This is a genomic window from Mucilaginibacter gracilis, assembly GCF_003633615.1.
GTDB lineage: Bacteria > Bacteroidota > Bacteroidia > Sphingobacteriales > Sphingobacteriaceae > Mucilaginibacter > Mucilaginibacter gracilis.
On sequence record NZ_RBKU01000001.1, the window covers coordinates 2338522 to 2361640 of the forward strand.

General features: G+C 45.3%; 25 protein-coding genes and 1 pseudogene. 18 read left to right on the forward strand and 8 right to left on the reverse strand.

What is annotated here, in order from left to right:
* Position 1: 1 nt before the first annotated feature.
* Positions 2-277, forward strand: a complete 276-nt coding sequence (locus tag BDD43_RS09950; RefSeq protein ID WP_121197533.1) for a UBP-type zinc finger domain-containing protein — start codon at positions 2-4, stop codon at positions 275-277.
* Here BDD43_RS09950 and BDD43_RS09955 read toward each other — a convergent pair.
* Both BDD43_RS09955 and BDD43_RS09960 read right to left on the reverse strand, forming a co-directional pair.
* On the reverse strand, positions 274-2475 hold the full coding sequence (locus BDD43_RS09955) for a hybrid sensor histidine kinase/response regulator (protein WP_121197534.1): 2202 nt from the start codon (positions 2473-2475) through the stop codon (positions 274-276). The genes BDD43_RS09950 and BDD43_RS09955 overlap by 4 nt on opposite strands.
* 99 nt (positions 2476-2574) lie before the next feature.
* Positions 2575-3270 (reverse strand): LytR/AlgR family response regulator transcription factor, encoded by a 696-nt coding sequence (locus BDD43_RS09960; protein WP_162847020.1) that lies wholly within the window; start codon positions 3268-3270, stop codon positions 2575-2577.
* A gap of 205 nt (positions 3271-3475) precedes the next feature.
* Between BDD43_RS09960 and BDD43_RS09965 the strand changes: the two genes are divergently transcribed.
* From BDD43_RS09965 to BDD43_RS10035, 14 genes and pseudogenes are all read left to right on the forward strand, one after another.
* Positions 3476-4516: a cupin domain-containing protein gene (locus BDD43_RS09965; protein WP_121197536.1), complete on the forward strand. Its 1041-nt coding sequence runs from the start codon at positions 3476-3478 to the stop codon at positions 4514-4516.
* 125 nt (positions 4517-4641) lie between these two features.
* Positions 4642-5637 (forward strand): alpha/beta hydrolase, encoded by a 996-nt coding sequence (locus BDD43_RS09970; protein WP_121197537.1) that lies wholly within the window; start codon positions 4642-4644, stop codon positions 5635-5637.
* A 17-nt stretch (positions 5638-5654) separates the two neighbouring features.
* The gene (locus BDD43_RS09975; RefSeq protein ID WP_121197538.1) at positions 5655-6128 is read left to right on the forward strand and encodes a Dps family protein; all 474 of its coding nucleotides are present in this window, start codon (positions 5655-5657) and stop codon (positions 6126-6128) included.
* A gap of 103 nt (positions 6129-6231) precedes the next feature.
* Positions 6232-6546 carry a hypothetical protein gene (locus BDD43_RS09980; protein WP_147425603.1) on the forward strand — a complete coding sequence of 105 codons (315 nt, stop codon included), beginning with the start codon at positions 6232-6234 and terminating at the stop codon, positions 6544-6546.
* Between the two features lie 372 nt (positions 6547-6918).
* On the forward strand, positions 6919-7326 hold the full coding sequence (locus tag BDD43_RS09985) for a hypothetical protein (RefSeq protein ID WP_121197540.1): 408 nt from the start codon (positions 6919-6921) through the stop codon (positions 7324-7326).
* 539 nt (positions 7327-7865) lie between these two features.
* Positions 7866-8792: an RteC domain-containing protein gene (locus BDD43_RS09990; protein ID WP_162847021.1), complete on the forward strand. Its 927-nt coding sequence runs from the start codon at positions 7866-7868 to the stop codon at positions 8790-8792.
* 120 nt (positions 8793-8912) lie between these two features.
* A complete protein-coding gene (locus BDD43_RS09995) occupies positions 8913-9440 on the forward strand; it encodes a hypothetical protein (protein WP_121197542.1) in 528 nt (175 codons plus the stop codon).
* Positions 9441-9542: 102 nt separating this feature from the next.
* Positions 9543-9889: pseudogene (locus BDD43_RS10000) on the forward strand (DUF4134 domain-containing protein).
* Positions 9890-9960: 71 nt separating this feature from the next.
* Positions 9961-10308 (forward strand): DUF4133 domain-containing protein, encoded by a 348-nt coding sequence (locus tag BDD43_RS10005; RefSeq protein ID WP_121197543.1) that lies wholly within the window; start codon positions 9961-9963, stop codon positions 10306-10308.
* Positions 10305-12770: a TraG family conjugative transposon ATPase gene (locus BDD43_RS10010; RefSeq protein WP_121197544.1), complete on the forward strand. Its 2466-nt coding sequence runs from the start codon at positions 10305-10307 to the stop codon at positions 12768-12770. Before BDD43_RS10005 ends, BDD43_RS10010 begins: the two co-directional genes overlap by 4 nt.
* Before the next feature lie 18 nt (positions 12771-12788).
* Positions 12789-13481 (forward strand): conjugal transfer protein TraI, encoded by a 693-nt coding sequence (locus BDD43_RS10015; protein ID WP_121197545.1) that lies wholly within the window; start codon positions 12789-12791, stop codon positions 13479-13481.
* Between the two features lie 61 nt (positions 13482-13542).
* Positions 13543-14574 (forward strand): DUF932 domain-containing protein, encoded by a 1032-nt coding sequence (locus BDD43_RS10020; RefSeq protein ID WP_246001525.1) that lies wholly within the window; start codon positions 13543-13545, stop codon positions 14572-14574.
* 887 nt (positions 14575-15461) lie between these two features.
* Complete coding sequence (locus tag BDD43_RS10030) at positions 15462-15851, forward strand: hypothetical protein (RefSeq protein ID WP_121197547.1); 390 nt, start codon at positions 15462-15464, stop codon at positions 15849-15851.
* A gap of 4 nt (positions 15852-15855) precedes the next feature.
* Positions 15856-16353: a transcriptional regulator gene (locus tag BDD43_RS10035; protein ID WP_121197548.1), complete on the forward strand. Its 498-nt coding sequence runs from the start codon at positions 15856-15858 to the stop codon at positions 16351-16353.
* A 194-nt stretch (positions 16354-16547) separates the two neighbouring features.
* Here BDD43_RS10035 and BDD43_RS10040 read toward each other — a convergent pair whose 3' ends face one another.
* Genes BDD43_RS10040 through mobC form a run of 3 tightly spaced genes read right to left on the reverse strand, consistent with a single transcriptional unit; the run spans position 16548 to position 18164 of the window.
* Positions 16548-16820 carry a hypothetical protein gene (locus tag BDD43_RS10040; protein ID WP_121197549.1) on the reverse strand — a complete coding sequence of 91 codons (273 nt, stop codon included), beginning with the start codon at positions 16818-16820 and terminating at the stop codon, positions 16548-16550.
* 58 nt (positions 16821-16878) lie between these two features.
* Positions 16879-17772: a relaxase/mobilization nuclease domain-containing protein gene (locus BDD43_RS10045; RefSeq protein WP_121197550.1), complete on the reverse strand. Its 894-nt coding sequence runs from the start codon at positions 17770-17772 to the stop codon at positions 16879-16881.
* Positions 17757-18164 (reverse strand): plasmid mobilization relaxosome protein MobC, encoded by a 408-nt coding sequence (mobC, locus tag BDD43_RS10050; RefSeq protein WP_121201948.1) that lies wholly within the window; start codon positions 18162-18164, stop codon positions 17757-17759. The genes BDD43_RS10045 and mobC overlap by 16 nt, the downstream gene beginning before the upstream one ends.
* Positions 18165-18773: 609 nt before the next feature.
* Between mobC and BDD43_RS29970 the strand changes: the two genes are divergently transcribed.
* On the forward strand, positions 18774-18926 hold the full coding sequence (locus BDD43_RS29970; RefSeq protein WP_162847022.1) for a hypothetical protein: 153 nt from the start codon (positions 18774-18776) through the stop codon (positions 18924-18926).
* Positions 18923-20380, forward strand: a complete 1458-nt coding sequence (locus tag BDD43_RS10055; RefSeq protein ID WP_121197551.1) for a recombinase family protein — start codon at positions 18923-18925, stop codon at positions 20378-20380. The genes BDD43_RS29970 and BDD43_RS10055 overlap by 4 nt, the downstream gene beginning before the upstream one ends.
* On the opposite strand, the gene BDD43_RS10060 is transcribed toward BDD43_RS10055, so the two are convergent.
* The 3 genes from BDD43_RS10060 to BDD43_RS10070 form a co-directional block, all read right to left on the reverse strand.
* Complete coding sequence (locus BDD43_RS10060) at positions 20373-20606, reverse strand: hypothetical protein (protein WP_121197552.1); 234 nt, start codon at positions 20604-20606, stop codon at positions 20373-20375. The genes BDD43_RS10055 and BDD43_RS10060 overlap by 8 nt on opposite strands.
* 106 nt (positions 20607-20712) lie before the next feature.
* Entirely contained in the window at positions 20713-21015 is a 303-nt protein-coding gene (locus BDD43_RS10065) for a CHC2 zinc finger domain-containing protein (RefSeq protein WP_121197553.1), read from the reverse strand.
* Between the two features lie 26 nt (positions 21016-21041).
* Positions 21042-22310: an alpha/beta hydrolase gene (locus BDD43_RS10070; protein WP_121197554.1), complete on the reverse strand. Its 1269-nt coding sequence runs from the start codon at positions 22308-22310 to the stop codon at positions 21042-21044.
* 116 nt (positions 22311-22426) lie between these two features.
* Between BDD43_RS10070 and BDD43_RS10075 the strand changes: the two genes are divergently transcribed.
* Positions 22427-23119 carry a hypothetical protein gene (locus BDD43_RS10075; RefSeq protein ID WP_121197555.1) on the forward strand — a complete coding sequence of 231 codons (693 nt, stop codon included), beginning with the start codon at positions 22427-22429 and terminating at the stop codon, positions 23117-23119.

The window sequence follows — 23119 nt, forward strand, 5'->3', positions numbered from 1 at the left end:
AATGGAAACTCAAATTTGCAATCACCTTAAATTAATGGTAGTTAAGCCCGCCGACAAATATTATTGCGAAGAATGTGTAAAAACGGGCAGTACATGGCTGCATCTGCGGGCGTGCCAAACTTGCGGAGCTGTTTTATGCTGCGATTCGTCGCCTAACCAACATGCATCTAAACATGCCGCACATACCCATCACCCCGTTGTAATATCTGCCGAACCAGATGAATATTGGGCTTACTGTTACCCGCACGATCAAATGATTGATATTGACCCTTATTAAAAGATATGCCTGGCCTCTTCTACCGCGGCCAGGCATGTTTTTTTCACCTCAGCTATAACTGATGGCTGCACAACTTCCATACTTTCAGCATCTTCAAGCGCATCCAGCATATTGCTTAATAGCGGTAACAAACCCATTATGGCTACGCTGGTTTTCATATCATGGGCTATGCGTTTAACTCCGGGTAAATCTTTCTTTACAAAAGCCGTTTCCAGGTTATCAACATCAGCCGGTATACCCTCTATAAAATGACCCGTAACCAGTTGTTCGTAACTCACATTGCCCTTGCTGATATCTTTCATATAAGCAAGATCAATAAATTGATATGACCGGAGGGCAGTAACTGGCATCGCTGCGGATACTGTTTCAATTTTTGGCCCGACAAATTTAACGATCATTTTAAAAAGGTGTTCCTCATTAATGGGTTTGGAAATATAATCGTTCATGCCATTGCTCAAACACTTTTCGCGTTCGCCAGCCATGGCGTGGGCAGTCATGGCTATTATGGGCGTATCCAATTTAAGTTCTTCGCGTATGTGGCGGGTGGTAGTATAACCATCCATTTTAGGCATCTGTATATCCATCAGCACCAAATCAAAGGTTTTGGTTTGAAGAGCATCCAGTGCTTCTAAGCCATTGCCCACTATTATGAAAGATGTCCCCCATTGGCTTAACAGGTGTTTCATCAAACTTTGGTTCATGACATTATCATCCACTACCAATATTTGCAGCGACGGGTTGACCACTTCTTTTAACGCTCGAGTAGTTAATTGCGGCTCGGGATTGATTTGCTCATTGGCTACGGTATATGGCATATAGAAAGCAAATTCCGTTCCTTTACCGGGTACGCTATGCACTTCTATAGTGCCGCCCTGCAAATCTATTAGCGTTTTAACTATGGCAAGGCCAAGGCCGGTTCCGCCATAATTACGGGTGATGGAATCTTCAGCCTGATTAAAGCGTTCAAAAATTTTGTCGAGTTTTTCATTGCTGATACCGATGCCTGTATCCTTAACCTTTACACCCAGTTGCATATCGCTGCCATTTGCAGATACGATATCTATCTGAACTTCGATCATCCCGCCATCACTAAATTTTAACGCATTGCCAATTAGGTTCACCAATATCTGTGTAAGGCGGGTAGCGTCGCCCACCAGGGTATCAGGTACGTTATCTGCAACGCTACAATTTAACTGCAAACCCTTCTCATTAACCCTTTCTTTAAAAAGTGTTTCGATAGAATGGATGAGCCCGCGCACGCTGAACGGGGCTTTCACAATCCGCATCATCCCTGCTTCGATCTTAGACAGGTCAAGAATATCATTGATGATTGCCATCAGGTTTTCGCCAGCTTTCTGGATAGCTTCAATAAACTCTGCCGAATCGGGGTCTTTATCCCGCCGTTGCAATAAATTGGTAAACCCAAGTATCGAGTTAAGCGGCGTACGAATCTCGTGGCTCATATTGGCCAGGAAATTTTCTTTAACCTGCAAAGCTTCAATTGACCTCTTTTCTGAAGCATCCAGTTTAATAATTAACTTGTTTTGCTGGCGGAACTGGCCTAAGATGAACCAGCACAACACAGCGCCACTAACAAACATAAAGCCTATTAATACATTACTGTAAACCCGGGCATGCCTGCTGCCCGCAACGTTATCCTGGCTTAGGGCAACTATTTTCTGCTGGCGGATGTCATATATTTTATGCGTAACAGAAGTGATCTCGTCTGAAATTCTGCGTGCGCGCGGATTGGCAATGAATGTAGTGTCATTCATGTTACCTAGCTTCAAATAGCGTTTAATAAGGGCGTTTTTGGTATTGACCTTTTCTTCGGAGAGTTGCTTTAGCCTACGCAGATACTTTACTGTAGTTTTTCCTGCTGCATCATTATCCATAGAATCAAGATACACCATTATAGATGATACTTTTCCATCAATCCCCTCCAGGTGAGATGTATCATCAGTTGCAATTGCGGCCCTGATCCGGCTCTCCACCCCTAAGATATCCCGGTCAATTTCCCTCAGGTGATTACTCGCGCTCAATTCCTCCATCAGTTTTTCATTGCCATGCAGCATGGCATCCATATTGGCAGAAAAGTTATACTGTATGATGAGCAATAATATAGTAGCAACGCCAAAAGCTACCAGCATAAAATAACCAAAACGTTTGTTTGCCATTATCCGGGGTGTTGTGTTCATAAAAACAATCGGTAAAATTGGATAAAACGACTTTGAACTGATTAGGTTATTAGTTAGATGGGCATTAAAGATCGTTGAACAGGCAAAAAGGAAGGTTGGCTAAAAAACATTCATCCGGCTATTCAGCGATTTACGGTAAGCATCAGCAATAGGTAAGAATTGCCCATTAATCACTAAACCACCCTCCTGCAAAGTATCGATCTTATCCATGGCGATGATATAGGAGCGGTGAACCCGGATGAAATTAGCCGCAGGCAATTTTTCCTCTGCACCTTTTAGTGTGCCATGAATGGCATATGTTTTTGCTTTGGTATAAAACTTCACGTAATCGCCCATCGCTTCTGCGTATAAAATTTCATCAAACCTGATGCGCCGGGTAATATTTGAATCCCGTACAAAAATGAACTCATCGGCCTTAACCTGGAGGTCTTCTTTTTTACTGTCGTTAATTTCCCTGGCTTTGCTCACCGCTTGCAAAAAACGGGCGGGCGTAACGGGTTTTACCAGGTAGTCGGCAACGTTAAGCTCAAACGCCTCAACTGCATATTCTTTTTTGGAAGTTGTAAATATGATGATAGTTCCTTTATTACGCAGGTTCCTGGTCAGCTCCAGGCCACTCATTTCCGGCATTTCAATGTCCAGAAATATCAGGTCGACCTCTTCGGCCTGTAAATGATTATAGGCATCAATTGCGTTGCAGTATTCACAAATAATATCCAGGTCTTTAACCTGGTTCGCCAGTTGACTCAGGGTGGCTCGGGCTATGGGATTGTCGTCAATGATGAGGCAGGTCATAGTGTAATATATATCGTATATGATTCGGTAGCGTAAATATCGGTTAAAAAAAATAGTCTTCCAATTTTGGCGTACCGGCATTAGCGGGTTTAAAACGTATTTAACGATTATAAGTGCCTGTTCAACGAATATACGCTGTAGATCGCATCACTCCTTCGCACCTTTAGGTCAGCAAATAACAAACACCAAATTTAATATTAGAGTTATGGAAAAGCCGCAGATCAGCTTCAAGTTTGAGCTTGAAAAACAAACACCACGATTAGGGCCTGGCGGAATAACCCGGGGCGCTTCAGTTCGTGAATTTCCGGCTTCAGTAGGCATAGCAGGTGTATCCATGCGATTACAACCAGGGGGAATGCGGGAATTGCACTGGCATGCCAATGCTGCTGAATTGGCTTATGTAATTACAGGGAACGCCCGCACCACCATCATTCATCCTGACGGCAGTGCTTTTATCGATAATTTTGGCCCGGGTGATGTATGGTATTTCCCTAAAGGATACGGCCATTCTATACAGGCAACAGGCGATAAAGAATGCCACTTTATTTTGATCTTTGATAATGGCAATTTTTCTGAGGATCATACCTTTAGCATCACAGATTTTATAGCCAGTACACCGCCGGAAGTTGTTGCCCAAAACCTCGGTCTCACGCTCGGCGAAGTTGCGCAGCTTCCGCATAAAGAAGCTTATTTTGCGTTGGGCCCGAATCCTGACGAAAGCAGCACAATTGCTTTTGCCAGACCTGAACCAGCATTAACCAGTTTGCATCGCTACCCTTTGGAAGCCCAGCAACCAAGGCTGATTCCTGGTGGAGGAACACAACGGGTGGTGTCTGTCAAAGAATTCCCTATCAGCACTTCGATGACGGGTTCTGTTATAGAATTACAGCCCGGTGCACTGCGCGAAATGCACTGGCACCCTAATGCCGACGAATGGCAATATTACCTGGCCGGCACGGCAGAAATGACCGTGTTTTTAGCAGAAGCAACAGCAGTTACTGAGCATTTTAATGCGGGCGATGTTGGTTACGTACCCATGGGCGCAGGCCACTATATTAAAAATACGGGTGATGAGGTTTGCCGGATCCTGATCGGGTTTAATAATGGGAACTATGAGGCCATTGATCTGAGCCAGTGGCTGGCAGGCAATCCAAAAGATGTTATTGCTACGAATTTAGGGATTGAGGAATCATTAGTGAACAAGTTACCACAACGTAAGCTATTTGCAATTCCTCCAAAGTACTAAAAGCATATCCCAACGACAAAATATGCCTGTTCAACGAATAGCAATTCAGATCATGGCAGTTGCCATCTACTTTTACATCAACAAACAAAGCAATTAAAATTATAAAACACTTTAAATTAAATATCATGAAAAACACAATCACTGAAGAAATTGAAATTGTAAATTACGCAACAGACCCACACATCGACCGCCAGGTTAAAGAATTTTTAAAAGTATTAAATAGCGGTGGTGCCCCCCTGGAAACTTTATCCAAAGAAGATGCGAGACAGGTTTTAATTGGAGCACAGGCATCTGTTAAAGTGGATCTTTCAGGCATTGAAGTATCACAAAAAACAATCACTGCCGATGGTCAGGAAATCAGTTTAAACATTGTTCGCCCCGAAGGTGTAGCTGAAGAATTGCCGGTATTTATTTTTATACACGGTGGCGGCTGGATATTAGGCGACTACCCTACTCACGAACGGTTGGTTCGCGATCTGGTTGTGGCATCAGGCGTGGTAGCTGTATTTGTAAATTATACCCCATCTCCGGAAGCGCAATATCCGATAGCTATTAACCAGATATATGCGGCAACTAAATGGGTGGCTGAAAATGGAAAAGAGATCAATGTTGACGGTAGCCGTCTGGCTGTTGTGGGTAACAGTGTAGGTGGTAATATGACCGCCGTTACTGCCCTGCAGGCTAAAGCCAAAAATGGTCCCAAAATCAGTCTGCAGATTATGATGTGGCCGGTAACCGATGCCAGGTTCGATTGGGAATCTTATACACTATTCGGCCAGGACCGTTTTTTAACTGCACCATTAATGAAATGGATGTTTGACCAATATACTACCGACGCGGGCGAACGCGCGCAAATATTGGTATCGCCATTAAACGCAACACTGGACGAATTAAAAGACCTTCCACCCGCTTTGATCCAGGTTGCGGAAAACGATATCCTGAGAGATCAGGGCGAAGCCTACGGCCGCAAATTGAATGAGGCCGGCGTAACCGTTACTACCGTACGTTATAATGGTATGATTCACGATTTTGGTTTGCTGAACGCACTGGCAACAGTTCCATCCGTGAAATCTTTAATTGTGCAGGCTTCTGCCGAGTTGAAAAAATATCTATTCATATAATCATAAAAAATAACATCATGAAACCTAACATTGGCATCAACGAAGCAGACAGGAAAGCTGTTTCAGATCAATTAAGTAAATTATTGGCAGACGAATTTGTACTGTACACCAAAACCCGTAACGCGCACTGGAATATTGAAGGCCCCGATTTCCACTCCATGCATATCTTTTTTGAAAGCCAGTACGGCGAACTGGACGAGCTAATGGATAGCGTTGCAGAACGCATCCGTAAAATAGGGCACTATGCACCGGCCACCTTAGCACAATTGCTTCAACTTACCCACCTAACTGAAAAAAGCGATAGTAAGAACGATAGCCAGGGCTTTTTGAAAGAACTTTTGGAAGATCACGAAAGTATCATTGAATTCATTCGCGGAAACATTAATCCATTTGCTGCCGAATATAATGATGCCGGCACAAGTGATTTTATTACCGGGTTAATGGAAACACACGAAAGTATGGCCTGGATGCTTAGATCGCATTTTAGATAAAAAACATCCAGGCCCCTTCTTAGGGGCCTGGATGTTTTTATTAGTATTCATTATCAGTGGCTTCAAGGACATCGTTTTTGTTAAAGTGCAAGATACAATAATCATGAACACAACATACAGTCTGAAGGTTGTCGGACCTGCTAAATACAGTGCATACAACAACGATGTTTTTTGCCTGTTCGCGGAATATGAGAGAGCTTATGAGATGAATATTCCCGAATTCATCTCCGCTACTGCACAGTTTTGTGCGGACAATTACAACACTACGGTTTATACCTACCAGCTATCGGGCATCCTGCTCGGTTTGGTCAAGAAAAACAAATTAAGCCGGATGGTTAGTGCGGAAAAAAACGCTATGTGTACCAGAAACCAAATGAAGTTTGAAACTTGTTTGATTCTATCATTTTTTCTTCTTTAACTCTTGCAATTGGATATTCTGGAGCCATTGACCAAAGCGTTCCAGAAAAGCGCTCAGGCAATTATGTTACACTTTGACCATGCTAACTTGCTGATTAAAAAGCTCGAAATTATCATCTGACAACGCAACTCATTGATCTAATGCGCACGGAACAGCATGGTCAAGCATGCCGGAATGTCCACTCATGCAATCTATCTTTTATAATAAAAAAAGCCTGTTTTGAAGTCGAAAAAAGTTTCTTAACTTTGAAATTAGAGAACAAGTTCTTTCCCAAAATCGCTAAAATAGAACCAAAGTTGTAGGGTAACTTTTCGGGTAACTAAGGCGATAATAGGTTTTATAATAATCTCATAATAAGGCATATAGAAAGGATTGAACTCTTTAAGAAAAGTTCCGTCCAGTACCGAAACTTTGACCAAAGAAGAGACGGGTACGGGTTACGAGGGCGATTTCCGGGAAGGGTTCGGTTATGATGTGTTCGCGGATTTTTATGGAATGTTCTGGAAGAAATCCTATATACCTGGTATCTATGCGGAAGTCAAATACAGCCACGGGAATCCCTGGATCACCCAGGATAAGCTGGCCTTATCGGCGGGTGCGATCTTTAACGTAACCAGCAGCGATAAAGACAGTAAGAACCTTTTATCGATCGTACCTTATGTGAAATGGTCGAATGTGTTAAAGGAATATACCGACCTCGCCCGGAGCGGTACATCCCCGCTCCATAATCAGTTCTCCATCGGTATATCTGTCGGCATCCCGATCAATATCGGCAAATAGGAACAAAAAGATATTTCTGAATGGTCATATCGCAGATATTGCTAACTGAACCAGGTGTGAATTAATTGACCGATCATTAGGGTCGGGTGGTTTTTTAGTGGCGGGAGTTGATCTTCGTCATATTCATCCGCTTCATCGGGCATGATCTGCCACTCCCCACTTGCCTCATTCCCTGAAACTTCTTATTGGGCTTGTTGAATGCCATTGTCTTTATCCTTGGCGAAGAGGTACATAAAAAAATGGCCTCCGCATTTTTGGACAGGTTGAGGTACATTTTTCGATGGTGGCTTTTATATCCAATTTTTTAACTTTTCATTTCAGGGGATTACACGTGTTTTGTCCGCTTAAGGGTTTTCACGTATTGCGGGGTGTTGTTTTTGTACTGCATTTTTGATGCTTCCAATTTTTTCGCTTATGGTGTAAGACATACGTTTCTCTGCTGATTTTTTGATAGTTAATATCCCTGCGGGGAGTCAGCGGGTTCATTTAAATCCAATTAAACTATGTTATTTGACGTATGTGAACGGGAGCTGCGTGTAATGGAAGACGCGCTGGTGAAGATCAATGCGCATTTCAATGCGCCCTTGGACCGGGTGACGCCTGCCCTGGCGGTGATCCGCAAATCGCTTGATTTTTTAAGGGGCCATTTGGTGGAACATCCTTTGGCTTCGGTGGAAGAGCAGGTTTTATACGCTAAGGTGCTATTGCCGAAGTTTTATGCCTGGTATATCTATCACCAGGAATGGTATGCGATCTGGTCGGCTGTGCCGGTGGCGGTGCCAAAAAAAGTGAGAGCCTTCTGGCTGGATGAGTTGCGGGTAGTGAACCGTTTCCCTTCGCGATATGCTTTGCAGCATGCTTATTACCGGTTATCGGATACTTCGCTGGATGAGCTGCTTTTTGTTCCGGGTGTGGCGGAGCCGGGTAACCGCTTGGTGCCGGAGATCCCGGAGTTCGACGCGATGTTCCCTACGCCTTGTTCGTATTTGTTCGCGAAGTTCCGGGCCTTTGGGCTGTTGAGCGCTTCCATGATGGAGGCGATGGCGGGCACGCCGCCGATGGTGCATGCGCCTGCATCGTCCCGGAAAAGGACTAGGGAGATGCGCTGGACGGGTGATGCGATCAATTTGGTGGAGCTGGGTTTCGGGATCTATGATACGAAGCAGTTGAATGAGGGGAATGCGAGTTTGGCGGAGATCTTCGAGTGGATGGAGGAGGTTTTGCATGTGCGGATCGGCAGGCCGGCGCGGCGGTTCGAGGAACTGGAAGGGCGCAAGAAGATCAGCCCGACGGATTTCCTGGATAGGATGCGGCATGGGATCAACCTGCGCATCGATAAAAAGAATACCTATGACCCGGAGGCGGAGGAGGCCAAACGCAGGCGTAAGGAAAAACGCGCGCAGCTGGCGGCGAAGATCAAAAAGGCTCGTGGCGGTGATGATGGTAAATTATCGACTGATAATTAGGGTTTTATATTTTTTGTTTGGGGACTTCCCAGGAATTTCCCCAAACAAAAAACAAGGTTCTCCCAACCTTTGATCTCATCATCCCGGGACAATGCCGTGCCGGGTTAAATCACAATATTTATGTTACATGCATTCACATGGCAGCAATTCCTGGTTGCTGCTTTGATCTTCAGCCTGGTCTGGCTGCTGGTCGTTTTATTGCTTTTTTTCCGGAAAGAGGTGTTTGAGTTTTTGTCGGGGAAGACGCCGGAGGTAGAGCCTTTGAAGCATGCCTGGCAGGAGGAGTTTGAAGAAGATCCCGGTGACCTGATGGGGAAGGCTTCGGAAGCCGAGGGTGTAAGTATCCTCGGGCAAGGTGATTTCGGTTTTGTGCCGAGGGACCTGTCTTACGATGTGCCGGTCGATTCCGGGGAGATCCTGCGTTCGGAGTTATTTGACCTGATGGAAGATGTCAAGCCTTTGTTTCAGGCTTCAGATCTATCCAAGGCGGAGCTGATCGGGGAGGTCAATGCTTCGGTGCGTTTGTATCCCAAGCTTTTGGAGAGCACCCTGCTGGAAACTTTTTACCTGATGGTAGCCGAAAAGGTCGGGGAATCCGAAACGCTGGACTTTAAGATTTCGGCGGAAGAGTTGTTGTCGGCGCTTTAATGATGATCGATTGAGGTAGGCAAGCTTTTGATCTTCAAATCCTTCACGAATCAGGGCCGCAAGGTGCGGCCGGGAAGGAAACGAAAACAAAAATGATCCTGCATGAAAAAGATCGGAAAAGTGTTAAGCCGGAGGGTTCCGGCGAAGAGGTATTTATTAAGCCTGGGTTTAGCGGTGTTCAATGTCCTTTGTTCGCTGTCGCTGTTCGCGCAGGACGGTTCGGCCGGGATCGACGAGGCGACCAATAAGGTTAAAGGGTATTTTGAATCGGGCTGTAACCTGATGTACGCCATCGGCGCGGTCGTCGGCTTGGTCGGCGCTGTCAAAGTATTCAATAAGTGGAAACCGCTGGGGAACCGGATACGAATAAGGTGGCAGCCGCCTGGTTTGGTAGCTGTATCTTCTTAGTCGTGGTAGCGACAGTGCTCAAATCGTTCTTCGGTATTTAACCTGATTATTAACCATTAAAAATGAGTTCCCTGCGCCTGTATTGTGCGCAGGGAAATTACGGGAGGGCTTTATGAGTTCGGTATATGAGATTAACAAAGGCATTAACAAGCCGATAGAATTTCGGGGTTTGTATGGACAGTACATTGCCTGGCTGGCGGGGGGACTGGTGGTCTTGCTGCTGCTGTTCGTGGCCTTGTACCTGTTAGGCGCGGGTTTGCTTGTAACGCTGCCCCTGGTGTTCGCTTTGGGCAGCGGGCTGGTCTTTACGGTGTTTAGGCTATCGAAACGTTTCGGGGTACATGGCTTGAGTAAGTTTTTCGCGAAGCGGGGTTTGCCTGATTACGTTAAATTTCGTTCGAGGCGGACATTTACGGGTTTGAAAGGAATTCAGGGCAATTCAGAAAGGCAGGCCCCATGATCCCTATCGAAAAAATACTGCCCATCTGGAAGGTGGAGCAAGGGACGATGATCTCGATGCAGGGTGATCAAACGATCGCTTACGAGGTGGTGTTGCCGGAGTTCGGTACACAATCGGGAGCCGATTTCGAGGCCGGTCACCAGGCTTTTGTCAAAGCGATGCGGGTATTCCTGCCGGGTACGGTCTTTCATAAAATGGATTGGTTTACCAGGGCGGTGGTCAAGGCGGATGCGGGGCGGGCTAAAGAGAGTTTGCTGGCTGCGGCTTCGGAACGGCATTTCGCGGGTCGGCCTTATTTGGAGCACCGCTGCTATATCTTTCTGACCTGGCAGCCTGCGGGGCGGAAGCTGTCCAGTTCGGCTTATGCCAATATCCTGCGCAAGTCTATCGCGCCGGTGGAACCGAAGGATGAGCGTTTGTTCCAAAACTTTATCGCCACTTGCGGGCAGTTCGAGCGGATCCTGTCGGATAGTGGCTTGTTCGCTTTGAAACGTTTGTCGGATGATGAGCTGGCAGGTACGGCGAACAAACCTGGGATCATTGAGCGGTATTTGTTCTTGCTGAGGCCGGGACAGCAGCCGGTGATCCGGGATATCCATATCAGGGAGGAGATCAGGGTCGGTGACCAGCAGCTGGAACTGTATACGCTGGCCGATGCGGAAGACCTGCCCGCCCTTTGCGGGAGCAGGATCGATTATGATCAATATTCGACCGACCGGACGAAGTATAGCATCGGCTTCGCTTCGCCTTTGGGGCACCTATTGGACTGTAACCACATCTATAACCAGTTCGTGTTCATCGGCGATGCGCAGCGGACGATCAAGGCTTTGGAGGCGAAGAAGCTGCGTTTGCAGTCGCTTTCGGCTTACTCCCGGGAGAACGCGATCTCGCGGGATGCCTGTAACGATTTCCTGAATGAGGCGATCGCGCAGCAGCGCTTGCCGGTCAAGGCGCATTTCAATGTCCTGGCCTGGTCGGATAACAGCGGGGAAAGAACGGAACTGAAGAACCTTGTCGGTTCGGCGATGGCGCAGCTGGATGCGGTCTGCAAGCAGGAAACGGATGGCGCGCCGCAGGTCTGGTACGCGGGTATGCCGGGTAATGAGGCGGATTTTCCGATGAACGATACCTTCGATACGTTCGCCGAACAGGCGAGCTGCTTCTTTAACCTGGAAGGCATGAGCCGTTCGGACGCTTCGGGACTGCGTTTGGGTGACCGGGCTTACGGGAGGCCGGTACACCTTGACCTGTTCAATGCGCCGATGAAGAGCGGGCTGATCACCAACCGCAATTTATTTGTCTGCGGTAGTAGCGGAGCCGGTAAGAGCCTGGCGATGAACCACCTGCTGCGCAGCCTGTACGATGAGGGGACGCATTGCGTGACGGTCGATATCGGGGGCAGCTATAAAGGCTTATGTGATGCGGTGGGCGGTTATTATTTTACCTATACCGAGGATAACCCGATCCGTTTCAATCCTTTTTACATCGGCGCCGATGATGTTTTGGACGTGGAGAAGAAGGAAAGCCTGAAGACCTTATTATTGGCGCTTTGGAAGAAGGACAGCGATAATTATACCCGTTCGGAATACGTGGCGATCTCCGGTGCCATCAACGGTTATTATGAATACTTGTCGGTAAATCCCGAAGTTTTTCCGGGTTTCAACTCCTTTTATGATTACCTGATGAGCGAATACATGGAAGTCTTACAGCATGGCGATGTCAGGGAGAAAGATTTCGACTTAGGGAATTTTGTCTATGTCCTGAACCCTTATTACAAGGGAGGTGAGTTCGATTACCTGCTGAACGCGCGGGAGAACCTGGACCTGCTGAACGAACGCTTTATCGTTTTCGAGCTGGATAATATCAAGTCGCATGAGATCCTGTTCCCGGTGGTGACCATCATTATTATGGAAATGTTTATTTCCAAGATGCGGAAGCTCAAAGGCAAGCGCAAGATCCTGGCGATCGATGAGGCCTGGGTGGCGATCGCGAAGTCGGGTATGGCGCATTTCATCAAGTTTTTGTATAAGACCATCCGGAAGTTCAATGGGATCGCCGCGCTCATTACCCAGGAGGTGGAGGATCTGATCAGTTCGCCGATCATTAAGGAGACCGTGATCAACCTTTCCGATACCAAGCTGCTCCTGGATATGCGCAAGTTCATGAACAAGTTCGACCAGATCCAGCAGGTATTGGGCTTGTCGGATAAGGCCAAGACGATGCTGCTATCACTCAATAAAGCCAATGAGCCGGGCCGGAATTACCGGGAGGTCTTTGTGGATCAGGGCGGGCAAAGTATGCATGTTTACCGCAACGAGCTTTGTCTGGAGGAGTACCTGACCTATACTACGGAGGAAAAGGAGAAGCTGAAAGTGATGGAATATGCCGGGAAATTCGGCGGCATCCATCCCGGCATCGCCGCCCTGGCCGCTGATATCCGGTCGGGCCAAACGGTATTATAAACCTTAAAAAACAATTTTATGCATAAAAAATTAAGAACCTATATGGTGGCCCTGCCGCTTAGTGCCATGACGATCCTGGTCGCCTTGCCCTCCGGGGCGAATGCGCAGGTCATCATCGCCGAGGTGATCAAGGCGGCCATTAAGAAAGTGATCAAGGCGATCGACCTGAAGGTCCAGCGTTTGCAGAACAAGACGATCTGGTTGCAGAACGCCCAAAAGGTGGTGGAGAACCAGCTCTCCAAGCTGAAGCTGGACGAGATCTCGGACTGGACAGAGAAGCAGCGGAAGCTCTATGCCACCTATTATGATGAGCTGGTGAAGGTCAAATCCATGATCGCGACCTACCAGCGCATTAAAGACCTGGCAGAAACGCAAACCGCGATTGTCAAAGATTACAACTGGGCGATCGGCCTGTTCGGCAAGGACAAGCATTTCACGCCGGAGGAACTGACGCACATGGAGAGCGTCTATAAAGGAATTTTGGAAGAGAGCGTCAAAAACCTGGACCAGGTGTTTATCGTGGTCAATTCCTTTAAAACGCAGATGAGCGATGCCAAGAGGCTGGAACTGATCAACGCGGCGGCCACCCGTATGGATGCCAATTACAGCGATCTCCGGGAGTTCAATAACCAGAACATTACCCTGAGTGTCCAGCGATCCAAATCACAACTGGAAGTTAAACAGATCAAGCAGCTCTATGGGATCAATTGAAAAAAAGCGATGTGCTGAAAGCTTGAAGCTTAGAGCTTTAGCTTGTCTTATTTCCTGCCTCTTGATCCTTGGTTCTCCCAAGGTTCAGGCCCAGACTTTCCAGGAGTGGTGGAACCAAAAGGCTACGCAAAAGAAATACCTGTTACAGCAGATCGCGGCCCTACAAGTCTATATCGGGTATTTGGAGAAAGGGTACCAGGTCGTGAATTCCGGCCTGAATACGGTAAAGGATATCATGAATGGGGAGTTTCATTTGCATGATGCCTACATCAGTTCACTGAAGCAAGTGAACCCGGTGGTTAGGAATGATAAGCGCGTCGATGAGATCCTGGCCATGCAGGAATACATCAGCGAAGCTTTTGCCAAGATCAGTAACAACGGGTCCTTATCGGTCGATCAGAATAGCTATGTCGCTTCGGTCAAGGCCCAGGTCTTAACCGAGTGTAGTTCAGATATCGATGAGTTGGTTTTGGTGATCACTGCGGGTAAAGTGGAAACCGCCGGGGCTTTGGGTAATGCAGAAGTTATCTTTATCACCGCCAAACTACCCGAATATATCCGTGTGGGGCGTAATGATTTAATAGAACAGTATTTAATGCTCACATCTTCGCATGACGGTTCGGGCAGTATCAATATTGCGTTTACGCCGATAAGGATATGTTGCAATAACACACTTAATGCCGCCTTAAAAAACAATTCGGGTATCCTAAAAATACGGCATACCGCCAGCGCGACTGATAAATTGAAACAAGCTCATAAGCTTTTAGGTATCACCAATATGCTATCCATTGAAATGGAGGCCATTTATAACCGGTGGGCAAGGGTACGCATCACCGACCCGGAATTAAAAAGACTGATACAAATGGCGATGGTGCCAAATAAAGAAGTACTGCAAAAATTGCGCACAGGTCAGGAAGATGAATTATCAACTACTTATAACTTATCTATGGTTGAAATCCAACGTTCTATTTCCTTACGATCATATTGCCTCGTTTCCTCGCCTTTACGTTTTTCCTCATATACAAAGTTATCTGGCAACAGATCATTCGCCAGGCACTCTACTGCCGTAAAAGCAATCGTTATTGCAGACTGAACATGTTCCAAATAGTCAAATAGAATTACCGTGTCTTCTTTTGAGAGAACAAAGCGTTCCCTTTTTGACAGCTTTGGATTTATAAGTGTTTTATAAATTTCTTTAGCTTTTAACAATTCTTTTTCTGACTTGTTAAAAAAAATTGAAGTGAAATTTGGTGTATCAAATCTCAACTCGCATTTTCCCACTTTAAGCGTTACTATTTCCTGCATAGTAATATCCTCGTTTAAATCAACAACTCGATAAACTACAGGTTTTTTTAGTCTCTTATCATATAACTCATGTGTCGTACCACTCATATTCAGGTATTTATAATCTATTACTTACAAAGATAGCCATTAAACAATACCGTATTAAGAGCTTCTTTTGATATGGATCAAGAGGGGTAGTGATCGTTATTGATCTTTCCTCCCTTTGTAAACCTCCCTGAAACACTAAGAATTCCTTCTAAATGTTCAAATGGCAGTACCTCCGTCCGCGGTATCCCTCCAATAAAAGCATTCTTTCGACCGCGTGGAGCAACTGTTTTTTGGTTTCGTCGGGGTTCCGTTTTACAGTAGTTGAGTTTATTTTGAAATTTAGGGTGAGATAATCTTAAATCAAAATAATATACCCGATATCTACCAAGTGGGGAATTAGCATATGTTTTTAAAAATAGGTAATTAAACCTTTTCCGGCTGGTCCTTTGGGTTGGCATCATTTGAAATTTAGTAATGACTAAAAGCAGCAATAGGATCATAAATGTTCCTCCAAAACACGAATATTGGTTTATGGCATCGCTCTCTATCAGCCAAATCTGTCATATCAAAAACAGAAAATAAAAAACAATTCCCAATCATTGGGAATTATGCTAAATAATAGTAACTTTGATCTATCAATTTTTCCTAATGCAACCAATGAGACAATTACCCTACACCGTTAATAATGTAAGCCTGATCCAGGACTTTTTAGATGAAACCCGAAAACGAATCGCAGACGGCATAGAAATTACATTTACGAAAAAGGCAAATGATGAGCTGACAGACCTGTCATTGGATTTCGATATTGAGATCGATGACATTGAGAACGCTATCCTGGGTTTGTCTACAGATAACTACTATCGGGGAATCGATCCCTCTGGTAGTGCGGATTTTGATGTATGCGCATTTTGTACGGTCATTGGGAAAGATGCGGTAGAGATCTATTTAAAATACGGTTTGGAAGTTCATGGTTTACAGATATTACTGTTTTCAAATCATGTGCCTAATCATCCGATGACACAGCCTTTTAAAAATTAAGATCATGGAAACAAAGAAAGTATTGACAAGAGACAACATTCCGACTGAAGAGTTGAGTGCGACGGTCATTAAACCACATAAAGGTATTCGCTTAGAATACAAGGAGGTCTACTATCTGGATTTTGCTGTTGATGAAGAGACCGGGATGATCAATAAAAATGTCAAAGAGAAGCATTATACAAAAAGCCAAATGGAAAGAAATCTGAAGGCGCTGAAAAACGCCTATCATATTGCCAAAGGTGCAGCTTCACCGGACGAGATCATATTTTTTCGGGAAAAATACAAGATCGCGGCTTCTACTTTTAGTATTATACTGGGCTTTAGTAAAAACACCATTACTAATATTGAAACGGAGGGGATTACATCTTTATCGACCGGTCGCCTGATTAAAATATGCATTGAAAATAAAAATGTCATTACCCGCTACGTGCAATTGTGTGATTCATTAGATCAGCGCAAAAGAGATGAACTCTCCAAACGGATTATGGAAGAATATGCCTAGGGCTTATTAGACCGTTCCCAAAAAACAGAAACCAGGCTTTCTAATGCCTGGTTTCTGTTTGTGATCATTAATAACAACGCTTCATTTCTTCGGAATGAATTGATCGATTTAAGTTCATTTGAGCGGAACGATTCTTTTACACTGATAGCATGGTAAAAAACGTTGGGTAAGCTAAATGAAATTGTTCTTCTATTTTACATCGGTAAGAGTGAGAAGTCTAATTCTTCTCCTTTTGCTGGCCGCCAATACATATTTCCCTGGTGCATTTCACCAACTCTACCAATTGAATATTTAATACCGAGAGAAGTCAATTCATCAACTCTGAATTTTATAACTTTTATAAATTGTAAATGGTCATGCACTATATTTGGATGAATGGCGACATTGCTACTATACGAATCATTTACAAAGCTTGGATAAACAATTAAATCCTTCCAGGCGGCTCCATAAATCATTTCATGCGCCATCCACGATGTTAGCGGATATGGTGGATAAAACACACCAAAATGACCCCTTTTGGCCCACTCAAAAAGGTCCCCTTTGCCAGTTGAAAGTGTATTTACCGAATACCGTGTCAATGCGCTTTTTCAGATCCTCCTTGAAAGGCTTACGTCGCTCTCTGTTCCGCTCAAACTTTGTTTCCAGGTTTTTTAATGTTGGCTTACCGTTCAGGCTGCTGGCCTTAAAAGGGATACCGATCTTATGGCCCTGCTGATCTAGGATGGAATAGATCAAGCCCTTCTTTTCAAACATCAGGGTATCTTCCCGGCCGCGGTCTGCAACCACATTGAACTGTTTCAGAACGGCGTTCAACTCGGCTACAGAAGTAAATTTATAAGTGGCGGTTACTTCGCCGACCACATTGCTGATCGCCCTTTTGGTCGGCGTTTTACCATAGACCGCTTTCTCGATATCAATGGGTTTGATGCCCAAGGCTTCCTTTAAGCCCTTGCCTTCCGCTTTGACCAGGCCATATGCTACTTCCAGTTCTTTACGGGCCGGTTCCGATAAGAGCCTGCCGATGTTGTGCAGGTCAATACGTTTGCCATCCATTTGCATATTGGTGCTAACGATATGCAGGTGATCGTGGGCCGCATCGTTGTGCCGGTATACCAGGTAAGGTTGGTCGCCGAAACCAATTTTTTCCATATAGGCGGCCGCGATCTGCTGGAGCTTAGGCGTGCCGATCTTTTCGGAGGTATTGAAGTTCAGCATGATGTGCAGCGCGTTGGTCTTCACCCGGCTATTGAGCATGGTCAGGTGCTCGAAACGTGCGAGTTTGTTCTTGAAACCCAGTTGTTCGATGTCGCCGCCAAAGCGGCTGGCCATGATGAGTTCGGCTTTGTGGGCCTCCACCTTGTTCTCGTTATACAATAACAAGCCCCTGATATTTTTGCCGGTGATTATTTTTGCAACCATTTCGCGGATAATTGGGAGATGATGATGAGTAACCTGTCCACTTTTTCTTCCACCTTTTCATAGCGTTCGGCTACCTTCAGGATAAAAAAATTTTGCTGTCCTTCCTGTTTGGACGTATGGAAACTGCGGGTGAGTTGATTGATATTGATGCCGATGGCTTTAAGTTCTTTACGGATGCAGCTTAATTCTTCCATTGGCCCGTTCAAACTGATATCCTTATGGAAGTAAAGGATGCGTTGCTTTTGCAGGATCATCCGGGCCACTTCCCCTATAGACTGGCAGTTGCTGTTGGCTAGGATCTGTTCCAGTTTGTTAAACTGTTTTTCGGTCACCCGCATGATAATGGGATGGCTCAATATTTCGTCTTGGTCTTCGGCTTTTTTACGGCTCATCAGTACATGTTTTATGGTGTCCAGAAACCGCAAGTTCCGCAGCGGTTTCCCCCGAAGAATGAGGGCAAGATTTTTTTCGTGTATACGAAAATACATCTTGCCGTAAACTGTCGTTTACTGTTTCCTGGGAAAAAGCCACCGTTTGCTTCGCACGCTTCCGCTTTTGATTTTGTTTGTTTTTTGTCTCCTTCTGGCTAGGGAATGATCGTGTCTAATGCTTCTATTTCATGGAGTGACACGGAGAGGCGCAGGCGCCTTTTGATGCTGTGCCGGGGATGCTCCCGGACGCGTTGGATGTGGGGCTTATTGCTCAGCCTGGGATTCCAGGGGGTGTGGGGTCTTTCATGTGTTCTGCTCATGGCTATTCGTTTTTGAATAGGCCAAAGGTGGGGAGGGTGGGGTTTTGGGATTGGGGACTTTGGTGGGGACTGCCCTGATTTTTTAAGGCTGCCAATTATAGCATTTTAAAGCGCTTATCCTATTCGGCTTAGCTACTTTTGCACTCTTCGTGGTTTTTAAATAGGGCTATACGATTTCCGGGAAGTCCCCTGAAAAGTCCCGGCTGTTCGTTTGTACACTTTCGCATTATTGTGGCCTAATAACCCAGTAATGACGAACCAGGAAAGCAAATTAAGCCCTGAAAAGATCTTATCGCTGCTGAAAAAGCAGGATATCCACCTGACACCGCAGGAAGCTAAACAGCTGTTGTCGTTTTTTTCGCTACTGTCCGACATTTTAATTGATGATTTCTTGACGCGATGAGTGCAGCAGACCTTTATATCCGGGTATCCACCGACGAACAGGCCGATAAGGGCTATTCCCAGCGCAACCAGGAAGAAATGCTGCGCCGGTATTGTGAGCAACATGCCATTGAAGTTCGTGAGGTGATCCGGGAGGACCATTCCGCGAAAACCTTTAACCGCCCGGCCTGGAAAAGCTATTTGTTACGGCTAAAAAAAAAGCGCTGGCAGGATGGGCAACTTGTCCTGTTCACCAAATGGGACCGTTTTAGCCGTAATGCCGGGGACGCCTACCAGATGATCAGTCTGTTGCGTAGCTTTGGTGTGGAACCTCAGGCGATCGATCAGCCGCTGGATTTGGCTATCCCGGAAAATAAAATGATGCTGGCCTTTTACCTGGCGGCACCCGAGGTCGAGAATGACCGCAGGGCGCTGAACGTACTCCAGGGTATGCGCCGTGCCCGGAAAGAAGGGCGCTGGGTGTCATCGGCGCCGATCGGGTACGCCAATCTCAGCGCCGCCGATGGCCGTAAATATATCGCTGCTAAATACCCGGCTGCCGACATTATCCGCTGGGTCTTCGAAGAGATCCGGAAACAGGAATTCCATACCGAACAGGTCTGGAAAATAGCGGTCAAGAAGGGTTTAAAGACCGGGCGGAACAATTTCTACAAGCTCATCCGTAACCCGATCTATTGTGGCAAGATCATCGTACCGGCCTTGAAGGACGAGCCTGCTTATTGGGCAGAGGGGCAACACGAAGGTTTAATTTCGGAGACGCTATTTAAAGATGTTCAGTTGATCCTCAGCGGAAGACGTAAAAAGAAACGCCAGTTTTTCGTTCCCGGTCAACTGCCGCTACGTGGATTTATCCGTTGTTCCTGCGACCGGGTACTATCAGGTAGCGCAAGTAAAGGCAGGAACGCCTATTATTACTACTATCACGGCTTTCGCTCCTGTCCATGCAGATATAAAGCCGAAGAGGTGCATAGCGCGTTTATAGCGCTTTTAAATCAGTTCAAGGCACAGGCCAAATTCGGCTCTGTATTTCGCGCGGTCGTTAAGGAACGATTGGCCGTCAAACAAGGGATCAGCGCCAGCCAGCGCGAAACGCTTGTTCAAAAAATCAAATCATTGCAGGAGCGAATCCATCAAGCGAGGGATCTGATGCTTTCGGGTGATCTGGAGCCAGTTGATTACCAGCAGATCAAAATTGAGGGCGAGGCCCAATTGGGAAGTATGCAAAGCACGCTGGATGAACTGCCTGATCTGGACTTGCAGCTGGACGACATCTTCTCCCAGCCCAAGAATACATTACCTGAGCTGTCAAGGGCGTTCAAATTAGCAGACACGGAACATAAACGAAAATTGACCGGGATGCTTTTTCCGGGGAAGTTGACTTACACAGGGCGCGCCGTTTTTTACGACCGGACCTTCTGGGTCTTGGAGAAAGTTTATGTTGCCAGCGCTATATAGCCTGTTTTTCGCCGATGGTTATTTCATAGACTTTTCTGCCGGGAATATCATGTGTTTTGAGTTCATAAATAACCTTGCAGTTTCTTAACATGCCCTCCAATTGGCTTATTCCGTCATCATCCGTATAGATTTTTTCATTAAGCTTGAGGTGTTTTCTGAGCTTGGCGGGCGATATGCTGTAAAGTAAACGGAGTTCGTCAACGGTATGGGTTTTGTTATTTTCCATAGTTGAATATAGCCAAAAAGCTAAGACCTGGCTATTTTTAATAATTGGTCACACCTGTTATTTTTAATGGGTAAGTCACCGCTAAACCCCGGTGCCAATAAAAGCATCATTGCCCCTCAAAATCAGGGATGTCCATTTTCAAACGTTTTGCCAGAAAGATCACCGCGTCAGGAAAACTCAACTTTTTATACGCGACCATAAAACGGATCGCATTACCACCTTGGCCACATTTAAAGCATTTGTAAATCTGCTTTTCTATAGAAACGGTGAAAGTATCACCCGTTCCGCCATGTAGGGGACAAGGGCCTACGAACTGTTTACCCACTAAAGTCAACTCGCTAAACTCAGAAACGAGTTCGACCAGGTCCGTTTTTGATTGTACGCTTGCGATAAATTCTGCTGGTATCATGTCATTCAAATTTCTTTTGAAAGCTATTATTGCTGCAACTCCTGTATGAGTGATTTAATTTGATTTGACGTGGGATTCAACTCGCTGGCTTTTTTGTACGAAGCGATGGCTTTTTGCTTTTCTCCTTTCAAAGCATAAGCTGCGCCCAAAGCGGCAAAGGCTCTCGAAGAAGACGGGTAATTAATTGTATTCATTTCCAGTAGCTTAATGCCATTATTTAGGGTTTCCGGATTTTTCACTAACCATTGCGCCAAGTTGTTGATATATGCTTCGTCGGGCAAAATAGGATACCCAAACCTTTGCGATAATCCTTTATAATGGTCTATAATGATCTCAGGATTGATCTTTTCATCACTTACCGGAGGAAGTTGCCATTGGTGATAGATAAATCGAAGTCCGTCATAGTATGCCTTAATAGGAACAGTCATATGGCTCTCACTTGGATAGGGCATATATTCGAAATCTAATCCTTTGATGTTTCGCTTTTTGAGCAAGGAATCAAACTTTAACACAGCGGTATGAAACGGTGATCCGGGTGAAGAAGAATCTTCATTGCCATCGGCAAAAAAAAGCGTTTTCGACAAAGTTGATCCTGCTTTCAATTTTTTGTCCGCGAGCTTCAGCAAGAATTTCTGATCCCACCAAAAGGATGGGCTCACGGCAATGTATGCATCAAACATATCCGGATAATTAATGAGGCAGTTGATGGTAGTCAGCGCTCCGAATGAGTGCCCTGCAAAAATGCGGTAAGGTTGAGTTTTGTAATTTGAATTGACATAGGGCATGAGTTCTTTCTGAATAAATTGCAAAAAATGCTCATTTCCTCCGCTATTCTTATACGGAGCATGAGCAGTGGTATCCGGTTTCCCAGAATAATCAACAATGCTGTGAGATGGAGTAAGGTCACGGCTACGGTCCGTATTTGTTATCCCTACAACAATCAGTGGCGGAATGACAGATACATCTTGCCGGCTGAGGTATTTAGCATATTCTACCATCTGGGCGAAATGATTGTCGGTCTCCAGAACATAGATCACCGGATATTTTTTCTCGGGATTGGCAGTGTCTTTCGGTGTGTAGATCAGTATCCTTCGATCTTCGTTTAGAATGCCGGAATGTATCGTTACAACTTCTCCCCGATCAGACTTAATTGGTTCGGCCTTTTGAGCAGTTGCTTTAAATGAAAAAAAAAGCGGAATAATAAAAAACACGAACGTGAGATTATTGATGCGGTAGGCCCCGGCATAACTGTTGCAGCGTTTGTCCGAGTTTTGATAAAGGTCAAATTTCGACATTACATGGATTTTGATAGACAAGATAACGAATTGATTAGAAAATTGGAATGTTTTTCTGCGTCCTCACTTAGGTCAGTAAAGCGGATTACTAAATTTGCCGCTAATCACCATCAACTATGACCGATTTAATCACGCTGATCAATAAGAACCAACCAGATTTTGAAACATGGGAACATCAGTTAGGTGAACACCTACAACTTTTATACGAACCAGGGACGGTAGATGAAGATGACCGTGTGCGAATATTTTACCAAACCAATGAGCTGTTGATTGGAATTGCAAAAAACTTCTTTACCTATGGTAAATTCAAAGACGAGTGGGATAATTCCAAATGTTCCATGTTTCCCTTTGGTCAATATCTTCTATTGCGGTCAAAAAAAATGGACATCGCTTTCCATTGGGGTGTCGAATGGAATCACTTTTATCTGGAAGCTCCGGTTCTGTATTCAGAAAATATCCGGTTTATGACTGATGATTTTTGGACCGCACTGCTCGAACTGAAATCTTTAGGCGAGTTTGAATTTACAGGAGGCGGTCGGTTAAACGCAAAAGAAAAACCTTACGTTGAAAACAAGACCAGTACCGTGTTTCAAATGATCCGAAGTTTTATGTTGTTCCAGGTAGACCAAATGAGTGGTGATTATCCGCACTACACATCACTTGATCTTGGTTCTTTGATCATCAAATGGCCGATGAGTAAGGACTGGCCAGCATTACTTGAACATGCTTGTAAAGCTTTCCGCTTGATGTACAATCTTAACTATCAGCTTTGGAAGATCAGTGATCTGGCGGCTAAGAAGCTGAAGTAA